The organism is Longimicrobium sp. (genome assembly GCF_036280135.1).
Classification (GTDB): Bacteria; Gemmatimonadota; Gemmatimonadetes; order Longimicrobiales; family Longimicrobiaceae; genus Longimicrobium.
The window spans coordinates 1-12,532 of sequence record NZ_DASURI010000418.1; the positions used below are offsets into that span (position 1 = coordinate 1).

Annotated in this window: 9 protein-coding genes; all 9 read left to right on the forward strand. The window is 70.7% G+C overall.

All coding sequences use genetic code 11. The annotated features are described in order from the left end of the window. Positions 1-429: 429 nt before the first annotated feature. Positions 430-1,164, forward strand: coding sequence for a tetratricopeptide repeat protein (locus VFZ20_RS13390; RefSeq protein ID WP_329684396.1), 735 nt, complete (start codon positions 430-432; stop codon positions 1,162-1,164). Further along, positions 1,164-1,973, forward strand: a complete 810-nt coding sequence (locus VFZ20_RS13395) for an outer membrane protein assembly factor BamD (protein WP_329684397.1) — start codon at positions 1,164-1,166, stop codon at positions 1,971-1,973. The genes VFZ20_RS13390 and VFZ20_RS13395 overlap by 1 nt, the downstream gene beginning before the upstream one ends. A gap of 11 nt (positions 1,974-1,984) precedes the next feature. After that, complete coding sequence (gene nadD / locus VFZ20_RS13400) at positions 1,985-2,560, forward strand: nicotinate-nucleotide adenylyltransferase (RefSeq protein ID WP_329684398.1); 576 nt, start codon at positions 1,985-1,987, stop codon at positions 2,558-2,560. 17 nt (positions 2,561-2,577) lie between these two features. Beyond that, entirely contained in the window at positions 2,578-5,898 is a 3,321-nt protein-coding gene (gene secA / locus VFZ20_RS13405; RefSeq protein ID WP_329684399.1) for a preprotein translocase subunit SecA, read from the forward strand. A 236-nt stretch (positions 5,899-6,134) separates the two neighbouring features. Further along, the gene (radC, locus tag VFZ20_RS13410; protein ID WP_329684400.1) at positions 6,135-6,917 is read left to right on the forward strand and encodes a RadC family protein; all 783 of its coding nucleotides are present in this window, start codon (positions 6,135-6,137) and stop codon (positions 6,915-6,917) included. Between the two features lie 104 nt (positions 6,918-7,021). Beyond that, positions 7,022-9,244 (forward strand): bifunctional (p)ppGpp synthetase/guanosine-3',5'-bis(diphosphate) 3'-pyrophosphohydrolase, encoded by a 2,223-nt coding sequence (locus VFZ20_RS13415; RefSeq protein WP_329684401.1) that lies wholly within the window; start codon positions 7,022-7,024, stop codon positions 9,242-9,244. A gap of 393 nt (positions 9,245-9,637) precedes the next feature. After that, positions 9,638-11,683: an excinuclease ABC subunit UvrB gene (gene uvrB / locus VFZ20_RS13420; RefSeq protein WP_329684402.1), complete on the forward strand. Its 2,046-nt coding sequence runs from the start codon at positions 9,638-9,640 to the stop codon at positions 11,681-11,683. Between the two features lie 8 nt (positions 11,684-11,691). Further along, complete coding sequence (gene tsaE, locus VFZ20_RS13425; RefSeq protein WP_329684403.1) at positions 11,692-12,153, forward strand: tRNA (adenosine(37)-N6)-threonylcarbamoyltransferase complex ATPase subunit type 1 TsaE; 462 nt, start codon at positions 11,692-11,694, stop codon at positions 12,151-12,153. After that, on the forward strand, positions 12,150-12,532 hold a 383-nt coding region (gene tsaB / locus VFZ20_RS13430; RefSeq protein WP_329684404.1), incomplete at its 3' end, for a tRNA (adenosine(37)-N6)-threonylcarbamoyltransferase complex dimerization subunit type 1 TsaB. The genes tsaE and tsaB, both read left to right, overlap by 4 nt.

Consider the following 12,532-nt stretch of genomic DNA (forward strand, 5'->3'; position numbering starts at 1 on the left):
GGGGCCTGCGGCCAACGGAGTCAACGGTAACGGATGAAAGAAAACCGTTCACTCCGTTGGCCGAAGACCCCGTGTGCGATCCTTCCGTAGATCCATCCCGCGCCGGATGCCGCCGATCCGGGTGCGCGCGTCCACGGAACAGATGAAGCGAACTTCCGCGCATCTATGCCGGATTGGCGTGATGGAACGGGGGATGGGGATGGATTCCTCGGATTCGGCAGATCCGCCGGCGGAGAAGGGCCGCGCGGTTGGAACGGCCCGGAACGGACGACGGCGCGGATGGGCCGATCGAAAGGCTCGCCTTCATCTTCCGCTCACGCGCCCCCGCCGTTCCGTGGCTTGCCGGCCCCCCGCGCCGCCGGTATCTTCCCGCGTTTTTCGCGTTCCTGCACACGGGCGCACGCCATCCCCCGCCAACCCCGACGACGGATGACGCAGGACCCGGCAGTGGAGCAGCTCATTGCCCGCGGCAAGGAAGCCCTGGCGCGCAACCAGTACCTGGCCGCCCTGGACGACCTGCAGGCCGCCGCGGAGCGCCGTCCCGGCTTCGCCGACGTGCAGAACATGATGGGGCTGTGCCTGTCCATGGTGGGCCGGCCCGAAGAAGCGCTGGACGCGTTTGCCCGGGCCGTGGAGCTCAACCCGGGGTACGTGGAGGCGCACGTGAACCGCGCCATCACCCTCAACGACCTGGGCCGGCTGGACGAGGCGCGCGACGCCTTTCGCCGCGCCGCCGAGGCGGACGAGGAAAAGGGCGGGGGCGGGCGGTTCTCCAGCGCCGCCGCCGCGCGCCTGGCCAACCTGCACCGCGAGCTGGGCGACGCGTACGAGCAGGCCGGCGCGCCCGAGGACGCCGTGGCGCAGTACCGCGCGGCCGTGGAGCTGCGCCCGCAGTTCCTGGACATCCGCACCCGCCTGGGCCGCGCCCTGATCGACCTGGGGCGGCTGGACGAGGCGCGGGCGGAGTTCCAGGCCGTGCTGGACCGCAACCCCGGCTTCGTGCAGGCCCGGGCCAACCTGGGGCTGGCCCTGTTCCGCGCCGGTGCGCTGGACGAGGCGGAGCGCGAGTGGCGCCGCTGCCTGGCCCAGCAGCCCGGGAGCGCGCAGGTCTCGGCCTACCTGGGGATGCTGGAACGCAGCCGCGGCGGGGCCGCGGAGGGCTGATGAAAACCGGATTGAACCTGCGGCGCGTCCGCGGGTACACGCACCGCATGACCGACCACAGACCAATCCGCAGGGCCGCGCTCGCGCTCCTTGCCACCGCGGCCCTCGGGGGCTGCGCCGTCTTCCGCACCCCGCCGCCGCCCACCGTGGAGACGGCGTACGCGCGCGGGATGGAAGCCTACCAGGCCGGCCGCTACCGCCGCGCCGCCGAGTTCCTGGGCCAGTTCGTGACCGCCTCCGGGGCCGACCCGCGCCTCAAGGGCGCGCTCATGGCCCTGGGCCGCTCGCACCTGGAGACCCGTGAGTACGTCACGGCCGCCTCGGACTTCCTGCGCGTGGCCACGGAGTTCCCGTCGGACCCCGAGGCGCGCGAGGCCCGCTACGGCCTGTGCCAGGCGTACCACGAGCTGGCGCCGCGCCCGCAGCTGGACCCGGAGTACACCACCGCTGCCATCACCTACTGCGAGAGCTACGCCTCCATCTACCCCGGCACCCCCGAGGCCCAGCAGTCGCTGGCTTGGGTGACGGAGCTGCGGGGGCGCCTGGCCGAGAAGCAGTACCAGAACGGCTTCTTCTACTTCCGGCGGTCGCTCTACGACGCGTCGGTGGTGTACTTCAACGACGTGCTGACCAACTACCCCGATACGCCGGCGGCCCCCCGGGCGCTGCTGCGCCTGGTGGAGGCGTACGGGCGCATGGGGTACCGCGAGGAAGAGGCGGCCGCACGCCAGCGCCTGCTGCGCGACTTTCCGCAGAGCGCCGAGGCCGCCTCGCTGGCGGCCGCCCCGGCCGATTCGGCAGGCGGCTGACGGCCCGGTCCGTGCGACTGGGGGTCTACGGCGGGGCGTTCGATCCGCCGCACCTGGGGCACCTGGTGGCCGCCTCCGACGCCTGCGAGGCGCTGGGGCTGGACCGCCTGCTGTGGGTGCCCAGCGCCGTCCATCCGCTCAAGGCGGTGCGGACGGCGCCGGCCCTGCGGCTGGAGATGGTGCGCGGCGCCATCGCGGGCGACCCGCGCTTCGCGGCCGACGACCTGGAGCTGCGCCGCACGGGCCCCTCGTACACGGTCGACACCCTGCGCGCGCTGCGGGCGCGGGAGCCGGGGGCGGAGCTGGTGTTCCTCACCGGCGCCGACAACCTGCGCGACCTGCCACGCTGGCGTGAGCCCGACGAGATCGCCCGGCTGGCCACCCTGGCCGTCGTCTCGCGGGCGGGGGAGACGGTGCCGGCGGACCTGCCGTACCCCGCCGTGGCCGTGCCCGTGACGCGGCTGGACGTTTCGTCCACGGAGATCCGGCGCCGGGCGGCGGCCGGACAGAGCATACGATACCTGGTTCCCGAGGCCGTGCGCGCCGTCATCGAGCGCGAGCGGCTGTACGGGGGCCTTTCCCGTTGATTGCAAGGAATCGCCCCATGCTGAAGTCCCTCGTGCGCGCCGTCTTCGGGACGCGCCACCAGCGCGAGCTCAAGCGGCTGCAGCCCATCGTCGCGGAGATCAACCGCGAGTTCGACCGGCTCAAGAACGTTTCCGACGACGAGCTGCGCGGCCAGACGGAGCGCTTTCGCGCGGCCATCCGCGAGGCCACGGCCGAAGCCGAGGCCGAGGTGGCCGAGCTGCGCGCCCGCCGCCGCGCGTCCGAGGACGCCGCCGAGCGCGAGGCCCTGTCGCAGCAGATCGGCGCCGCCGAGCAGCGGCTCAAGGCCGAGCTCGAGGCCGTGCTGGACGACATCCTCCCCGAGGCGTTCGCCACCGTCAAGGCGGCCGCGCACCGGCTGGTGGGCAGCGAGGTCTCGGTGACGGGGCAGCCCCTCACCTGGGACATGGTGCACTACGACGTGCAGCTCATCGGCGGCCTGGCCCTGCACCAGGGCAAGGTGGCCGAGATGGCCACGGGCGAGGGCAAGACCCTCGTGGCCACCCTGCCCCTGTACCTCAACGCCCTGGCTGGCCGCGGCGCGCACCTGGTGACCGTCAACTCGTACCTGGCGCAGCGCGACAGCGAGTGGATGGGCCACCTGTACCGCTACCTGGGGCTCACGGTGGGGTGCATCGACCTGCACGAGCCCAACACGCCCGAGCGGCGCGAGGCGTACGGGGCCGACATCACCTACGGCACCAACAACGAGTTCGGGTTCGACTACCTGCGCGACAACATGGTGCACGCCCTGGAGCACCGGGTGCAGCGCGGGCACCACTACGCCATCGTCGACGAGGTGGACAGCGTCCTTATCGACGAGGCGCGCACGCCCCTCATCATCTCCGGCCCCGTGGGCTCCGAGGCCAACGCGGCGTACGCGCGCTACAACCCGGCCGTGGCCGACCTGGCCCGCCGGCAGACGCGCCTGGTGAACGACCTGATCGCCCAGGCCGAAAAGGACCTGGCGGGGGGCGACAGCTACGCCGCCGGCGAAAAGCTGTTCCTGTCCCGCCGCGGCTCGCCCCGCAACAAGCGGCTGCAGAAGCTGCTGGCGGACGACCCCGGGCTGGTGCGGGTGATCAGCAAGGTGGAGCGCGACTACATGATGGAAAAGCGCGTCCACGAGCTGGAGGAGAACCTGCTGTACTCCATGGACGAAAAGGGCCACACCATCCACCTGACGGACCAGGGGCTGGACGTGCTGGCACCGGACGACCACGAGGCCTTCGTGGTGCCCGACATCTCCGAGGCCGTGCACCGCGTGGAGGAGGACCCGTCGCTGGACGTGGACCAGAAGCGCGAGCGCAAGGACGAGCTCGAGCGCGAGTACGCGGAAAAGAGCGAGAAGATCCACATCATCCACCAGCTGCTCAAGGCGTACACGCTCTTCAACCGCGACGAGCAGTACGTCATCCAGAACGGCGAGGTGATGATCGTGGACGAGTTCACCGGCCGCATGATGCCCGGCCGGCGCTGGTCCGACGGCCTGCACCAGGCGGTCGAGGCCAAGGAGGGGGTGGCCGTCCGCGCCGAGACGCAGACGCTGGCGACCATCACCATCCAGAACTACTTCCGGATGTACGACAAGCTCGGCGGCATGACGGGCACCGCCGAGACGGAGGAGGGGGAGTTCCACCAGATCTACACGCTGGACGTGATGGTGATTCCCACCAACCGTCCCATCAGCCGCGACGACCGGCACGACCTGGTCTACAAGACCCGCCGCGAAAAGCTCAACGCCATCGTGGAGGAGGTGCGCCGGCTGCACATGATGGAGCTGCCGGTGCTGGTGGGCACGGTCAACGTGGACGTGTCGGAGACGCTGTCGCGCATGCTCAAGCGCGCGGGCGTGCCGCACCAGGTGCTCAACGCCAAGTACCACCAGCGCGAGGCCGAGATCGTGGCCCTGGCGGGCCAGCCGGGCGCCGTGACCATCGCCACGAACATGGCGGGCCGCGGCACCGACATCAAGCTGGGCGCGGGCGTCCGCGAGCCGCGCACGGTGGCCTGGGCCAAGGGGCGCGGGCTGGACTTGGCGGCCCTGAGCAAGGTGCCGGACCCCAACGAGGTGGTGGACCTCACGGTGCAGCCGGACAGCCACCTCATCGAGACGGGCGGCCTGCACATCATCGGCTCCGAGCGGCACGAGTCGCGGCGCATCGACCGGCAGCTGCGCGGCCGCGCCGGCCGCCAGGGCGACCCGGGCGCGTCGCAGTTCTTCCTCTCGCTGGAAGACGACCTGATGCGCCTGTTCGGATCGGAGCGCATCGCGGCCATCATGGACCGCCTGGGCGCCGAGGAGGGCGAGGTGATCACGCACCCGTGGATCACCAACTCCATCGGCGGCGCGCAAAAGCGCGTGGAGATGCAGAACTTCGAGGCCCGCAAGCGCCTGCTGGACTACGACGACGTCATGAACCAGCAGCGCGAGGTCATCTACGACCTGCGCACCTTTGCCCTGGAAGGCGGCGAGGAGCTCAAGGGCGAGGTGTGGGAGATGATCGAGCGGGCGCTGCCCCCCGTCATCGAGGAGTACGCGGCGGCGGGCACCACCAGCGACGAGTGGGACCTCGCGGGGCTGCGCCAGCGGCTGCTGCTGGACTTCTTCATCAACGCCGACCGGCTGCCCAACGAGAACGGGCAGGGCGACCGCTTCCCCGGCCGCGAGGACCTGGAGGAGTACGTCGTGGACCGCGCGCGGGAGCAGTACCACGACAAGCTGGACCGCTTTGGCGAGGCGGCCGACGCCGTGCTGCGCTTCGTGGTGCTTTCCACGATCGACGAGAAGTGGAAGGACCACCTGTACGACCTGGACCACCTGAAGGCGTCCATCGGGTTCCGGGGGTGGGGGCAGAAGGACCCCCTGCTGGAGTACAAGAAGGAAGCGTACGACATGTTCGAGGACCTGATGACGGACATGTACGCCTCCATCGCCCGGTTCGTCTTCCGGGCGCAGCTGGCGCCGTCGGCCCCGCCGCCTCCGCCGCCGCCCATGACCTTCTCGGGCCCCGATCCCGACGCGGAGCTGGGCGTGGCCGACGAGGCGCTGGAGCTGCCGGCCCCGGCGCGGCCCCAGCCGCCGGCGCCCCCCGAGGCGCCCCAGCGGCCCCAGGCCCCGCAGCCGCCGCGCCGCCCGTCCATCGGGGTGAACCCGTACACGGCCGTGCAGCCGCGCCCGCAGCCGCAGCAGACCAACCGCGAGGAGACGCCGCCGCCCGCCGCCGGCGTGCCGGCCGGGCAGGTGGTGGGGCGCAACGATCCGTGCCCCTGCGGAAGCGGCAAGAAGTACAAGCAGTGCCACGGGCGGAATGCCTGAGCTGCCTTGAACCGCGGGTTGCAGGGGACAGGTTACAGGGGGCGGCCCGCAACTGCAGGGAATAGGGAATCGCGTGGGGGCTGATGAGAGATCATCGGCCCCCACGCTTTCACTTACGCACTCACGCACTCCGGGGGACTGGTGAGGGGCGCTCGGTGTAAATATATTCAATTCGGTTTTTGTTCGGTGCGGCCCGGGCGGGCCGCGGCACCCCGAAACGACGGAGCGCCACCCGCATGCACGCCGTTGCCTATCGCCCTCCCCCGCGCCTGCGGCAGTTCGCCATCAAGGACTGGCCTACCCACGACCGGCCCCGCGAGCGGCTGCGCACCATGGGGGCGCGCTCACTTTCCCCGCGCGAGCTGCTGGCCCTGCTCATCGAGACGGGGATCCCCGCCACCGAGGACCGCCCCGGCCGCTCGGCGCTCGACGTGGCGGGCGATTTGCTGGCGTGGTTCTCTCCCCACGAGGGAGCCGAGTCGCTGCGGCGCATCATGAACGCGTCGTTCGCGGCCCTGTGCGAGGTCCCGGGGATTGGGCCGGCCAAGGCCGCCAAGATCCACGCCGCACTGGACCTGGGACGCCGCGCCATCGAGGAGGCGCGGCCCGAGCTGGAGCGCCTGGCCAGCGCGCGGGCCGTCTACGACCGCATGCGCTTCTCCATGCGCGACCTGCCCCAGGAGGAGTTCCGGCTTCTGCTGCTCACCCTGAACTGCGACCTGCTGCGCGAGGTGGTGGTGGCGCGGGGCAGCCTCACGGGGTGCGGCATCACGCCCCGCGAGGTGTTCCAGGCGGCCCTGGCCGAGAACGCCTACGGCATGGTGGTGGTGCACAACCACCCCAGCGGCGAGACGGACCCCTCGCCCGCCGACCGCGCCTTCACCCACCAGCTGGACCAGGGAAGCCTGGTGGTGGGGGTGCAGCTGCTGGACCACGTCATTATCGGCGAGCACAAGTATTTCTCGTTCGCCGAGGAGGGGCAGCTGAGCGCCGGGTGGGGGGTGGCCCCGCGGCGCTGAACCCTTACATTGCTCCGTATGAACGCAGTCCACGCCCGCATCCCGACTTTCGTCCGCCGCGCGGCCGCGCGGCGGCGTGCGCGTGCCGCCGGAGGGCGCCGCTGATGGCGTCGCAGGCACCGGCCCTGGCCGACAGCGACGGCGCGCTGGAGCACGCCCGCGGCATCCTGCCCCCGGACCTGTTCGAGGCCGTGGCCCCGTACGCGGCGCGGCTGGACCTGGACCTGGTGTCGCGGGCGTACGAGTTCAGCGCGGTGGCGCACGCGGGGCAAAAGCGCCACTCGGGCGAGGACTACGTGGTGCACTGCATCGAGGTGGCCAAGGTGCTGGCGGACCTGCACCTGGACAGCGCCACCATCGCGGGCGGGCTCATCCACGACGTGGTGGAGGACACGCCGGCCACGCTGCAGGACGTGCGCGAGGCGTTCGGCGACGAGGTGGCCACGGTGGTGGACGGGCTCACCAAGATCGCCAAGGTGGAGTTCCGCACCAGCACCGAGCAGCAGGTGGAGAACTTCCGCAAGCTGCTGCTGAGCATGGCGCAGGACGCCCGCGTGATCCTCATCAAGCTGGCGGACCGGCTGCACAACATGCGCACGCTGGACTACCTGCGCGAGGAAAAGCGCCGGCGCATCGCCCTGGAGACGCGCGAGATCTACGCGCCCCTGGCGCACCGGCTGGGCGTGGCGGCCATCAAGTGGGAGCTGGAGGACCTCTGCTTCAAGTACCTGGAGCCGGAGGCCTACCGCGAGCTGGCCCGCAAGGTGAGCGAAAAGCGCCGCGAGCGCGAGGAGCAGATCGAGAACCTGCGCGCGCCCCTGCAGGCGGACCTGCGCACGGCGGGGATCGACGTGGAGGTGACGGGCCGTCCCAAGCACCTGTGGTCCATCTACCGCAAGATGGTGCACCGGGAAAAGAGCTACGACGAGATCTACGACCTCATGGCGGTGCGGGTGATCGTGGACACCATCGCCGACTGCTACCACGCGCTGGGGGTCATCCACAACCGCTGGACGCCCCTCACGGAGCGGTTCCACGACTACATCGCCACGCCCAAGTCCAACATGTACCAGTCCCTCCACACGACCATCTTTGGTCCGGGGGGGCGGCTGTACGAGATCCAGATCCGCACGCGCGAGATGCACCGCACGGCGGAGTACGGCATCGCGGCGCACTGGAAGTACAAGGAGGGTCCCCGCGGCGGCGACGACGTGGACGAGACCCTCACCTGGTTTCGCCAGGTGCTGGAGTGGCAGCAGGAGACGAAGGAGCCGGAGGAGTTCATGGAATTCCTCCGCATCGACCTGTTCCAGGACGAGATCTTCGTCTTCACCCCCATGGGCGACGTCAAGCAGCTGCCCAAGGGGGCCACGCCCATCGACTTCGCGTTCACGGTGCACACGGAGGTGGGGCTGCACTGCGCGGGCGCGCGGGTGAACGGGCGCATCACGCCCATCACGCGCGAGCTCAAGAACGGGGACCAGGTGGAGATCATCACCGACCCCAAGCAGCGCCCCTCGCGCGACTGGCTGGCCTTCGTCAAGACGGCCCGGGCGCGCAACAAGATCCGCCAGTGGATCAAGGACGAGGAGTTCGGCGACAGCGTGCGGCTGGGGCGCGAGTTCATCGAGCGCGAGATCCGCAAGGCGCGCCGCGAAAAGGTGTCGGAGGACCGCTTTGGCGAGGCGGCGCGGGCGCTGGACCTGCCGGACGCGGCGCACCTGTTCGCGGCCCTGGGCCGCGGCGACCTGGGACCGTCGCGGGTGATGGCGACGCTGTGGCCCGAGGTGGTGGAGGAGCCGCCCAAGCCGCCGTCGGCGTTCGAGCGGCTGGTGTCGAGGGTGCGGCGGGAGCCCAACGCCCCCGTGCGCATCCAGGGCATGAGCAACCTGATGGTGCGCTACAGCGCCTGCTGCCAGCCCGTGCCCGGCGACAAGGTGATCGGGTACGTGACGCGGGGGCGGGGCGTGAGCATTCACCGCATCGACTGTCCCAACATCCTGCAGCTGCGGGAGCACCCGGAGCGCCGGGTGGAGATCGACTGGGACGGCGACGGCACGGACCGCTTCTTCGTGAAGCTGGCCATGGAGGGCACGGACCGCCGCGGCCTGTTCGCCGACATCGCCAGCGCCGTGTCGGCCACGAACACGGACATCAAGAGCGCCGACATGAACGCCGACGACCACGGCATGCACGGCGAGTTCACCGTGGAGGTGGAGAACCTGGCGCACCTGAACCGCGTGCTGTCCGCCATCAAGAAGGTGAAGGGCGTGATGCGGGTGGAGCGGCGGGAGCAGCAGGACCTGGCGGACGTGGGGGACGGCTGAACTGCAGGGAACAGGGAATAGGGAATAGGGAATAGGGAATAGGGAATAGGGAATAGGGAATAGGGAATAGGGAATAGGGAATAGGGAATAGCGGGCAACGGCGTTCAACGCCGTCGCGTGAGGGATGCGCGCCCGGAGGGCCGGGACGCCGGAGCAAGGCGGCACAGCAGTACCGTGCCGTTTGCGGAGGTGGCCCGGCGCCGTTGGCAACGGTTGTATCGTTGCCTACGGCGCGCGCAGCCCGGCCCGGAGCGCAGCGGAGGGACACGCCCCAACCTGTCGGCGTCCGTTGCCGTTCCACCGTCCCGTTCGCACACGTGAACGCCGGGATTTCTTCGGGGTACAACCCGGGTTGATCCACACAGCCCGGAATCCCGACCAGACGAGGAAGTGATGCCGTTCGAACTGGTGTCCCCGTTCGCGCCGGCCGGCGACCAGCCGCGCGCCATCGACGAGCTGTCGGCGGGGCTGGTGCGCGGGGACAAGTTCCAGACGCTGCTGGGCGCCACGGGCACCGGCAAGACGCTCACCATTGCCCACACCATCGCCCGGCACGGCAAGCCGGCGCTGGTGATGAGCCACAACAAGACCCTCGCGGCGCAGCTGTACGGGGAGCTCAAGACGTTCTTTCCCCGGAACGCCGTGGAGTTCTTCATCAGCTACTACGACTACTACCAGCCCGAGGCGTACGTTCCCAGCACGGACACGTACATCGAGAAGGACTCGTCCATCAACGAGGACATCGAGCGGCTGCGCCTGCGTGCCACCTCGTCCCTCATGGAGCGCGACGACGTCATCATCGTCTCGTCCGTCTCGTGCATCTACGGCCTGGGCGACCCCCAGGAGTACCGCGCGCAGATGCTGGTGCTGGAGGTGGGGCAGGAGATCGGCCGCAAGAAGATCCTGGAGGGGCTGGTGGCCATCCAGTACAGCCGCAACGACGCGGCGTTCGAGCGCGGCAACTTTCGCGTGCGCGGCGACACTGTGGAGGTGTACCCGGCCTACGACGAGCAGGGGGTGCGCATCGAGCTGTGGGGCGACGAGATCGAGCGCATCTCGCGATTCGACCCCCTCACGGGCGACACCATCGCCACCATGGCCCGCGCGGCCATCTTTCCCGCCACGCACTTCGTGACGGCCAAGAGCAAGCTGGAGCGCGCGGTGGACCGTATTCGCCGCGAGCTGGATGGGCGGCTCAAGGAGATGCTGGGCGCGGGCAAGCTGCTGGAGGCGCAGCGGCTGGAGAGCCGCACCAACTTCGACATCGAGATGATGCTGGAGATCGGCACCTGCTCCGGCATCGAGAACTACTCGCGGCACATCGCGGGGCGGGGCGAGGGCGAGCGGCCGGCGTGCCTGTTCGACTATTTTCCCGAGGACTTCCTGGTGGTCGTGGACGAGAGCCACGTCTCCATCCCGCAGATCGGGGGGATGTACAACGGCGACCGGGCCCGCAAGCTCACCCTGGTGGAGCACGGGTTCCGCCTGCCGTCGGCCCTGGACAACCGCCCGCTCAAGTTCCCCGAGTGGGAGGAGCTGGTGCCCAGGGCCGTCTTCGTCTCGGCCACGCCGGGCGAGTACGAGCTGCGGCAGAGCGGCGGCGTGGTGGTGGAGCAGATCATTCGCCCCACGGGGCTGCTGGACCCCGTGGTGGACATTCGCCCCGTGAAGGGGCAGGTGGACGACCTGCTGGCGGAGATCCGCGTGCGCGAGGCGCGCAACGAGCGCGTGCTGGTGACGACGCTCACCAAGCGGATGTCGGAGGACCTGACGGAGTTCCTGCAGCAGAACGGGGTGCGCGTGCGCTACCTGCACTCCGACATCCAGTCGCTGGAGCGGGTGGAGATCCTGCGCGACCTGCGCCTGGGCAAGTTCGACGTGCTGGTGGGCATCAACCTGCTGCGCGAGGGGCTGGACCTGCCGGAGGTGTCGCTCGTGGCCATCCTGGACGCGGACAAGGAGGGCTTCCTGCGCTCGGCCAGCTCCCTCATCCAGACGGTGGGGCGCGCGGCCCGCAACGCCGAGGGCACGGCCATCCTGTACGCGGACCACGTGACAGGCTCCATGCAGCGGATGATCGACGAAACCAACCGCCGCCGCGTGCTGCAGAAGCAGTACAACGACGACCACGGCATCATCCCGCAGACGGTGTTCAAGTCCGTGGAGGAGATCGAGCTGTCCACGCGGGTGGCCGACGCGCGCACGCCCAAGGGGGTGCCCGACGCCAAGGGCGCGCAAGCGGAGAAGAAGGTGTTCGGCGCCAAGTCGGCGGAGGAGATGCTCAAGGACCTGGAGCAGGAGATGCGCGACGCGGCGTCGCGGCTGGACTTTGAGCGCGCGGCCGTGCTGCGCGACCAGTACATGGAGCTCAAGGCGGAGATGGACGGCGCCAAGCCGGGTCCGCAGCGGCGCTCCGTGGCGGCCTTGCGCGGGGGGTGACGGCGCGGATGGAGGCCGTTCTCTCGGAGCAGGGGCTGATGGCGTGGGGCCGGCGGATCGGCGCGGAGGCGCGCGTGCCGCTGATGGTGGCCCTGCGCGGCGACCTGGGCGCGGGCAAGAGCACGCTGGCCCGCGCCGTGGCGCAGGGGGCGGGGGTGGAGGGCGACGTGCCCTCGCCCACGTTCAACCTGGTCTTTCGCTACGACACGCCCCGCGGCGTGCAGGTGCACCACCTGGACCTGTACCGGCTGGAGCACCCGGACGAGGTGTGGGAGCTGGGGTGGTCGGAGCTCGGGGCGGGCGACGACCTGGTGCTCATCGAGTGGCCCCAGCGGGCGGAGGCGCTCCTGCCCGTGCCGCGGTGGGAGATCGAGCTGGAGGAGGGGGCGGACCCATCCGTGCGGCGCGTGACGGCGCGCGCCGTGGGCAATCCGCCGCCCCTGCCGGCGTTTCCGGGAGGCGCGTCGTGAGCGGCGGCCCCGTGCTGGCCATCGACAGCTCCACGCGGTCCGCGTTCGTGGCCGTGGAAGTGGGCGGGTGCATCGTGGCGCAGGAGGCCGTCACGGCCCAGGCGAACGCGTCGTCCGCGCTGCTGCCGGCCGTGGACGGCGCCCTGCGCGCCGCGGGGCTGGCGCCGGCCGACCTGTCCGCCGTCGTCGCGGGCGGCGGGCCGGGCTCGTTCACGGGGCTGCGCATCGCGGCGGCCACGGCCAAGGGCGTGGTGCGCGCCCTGGGCGTGCCCCTGTTCGCCTACTCGGGGCTCATGGGCTTCGCGGCGGCGCACCGGGACGCGGGGCGCCCCGTCTGCGCGCTGTTCGACGCCCGCAACAGCGAGGTGTTCGCGGGGTG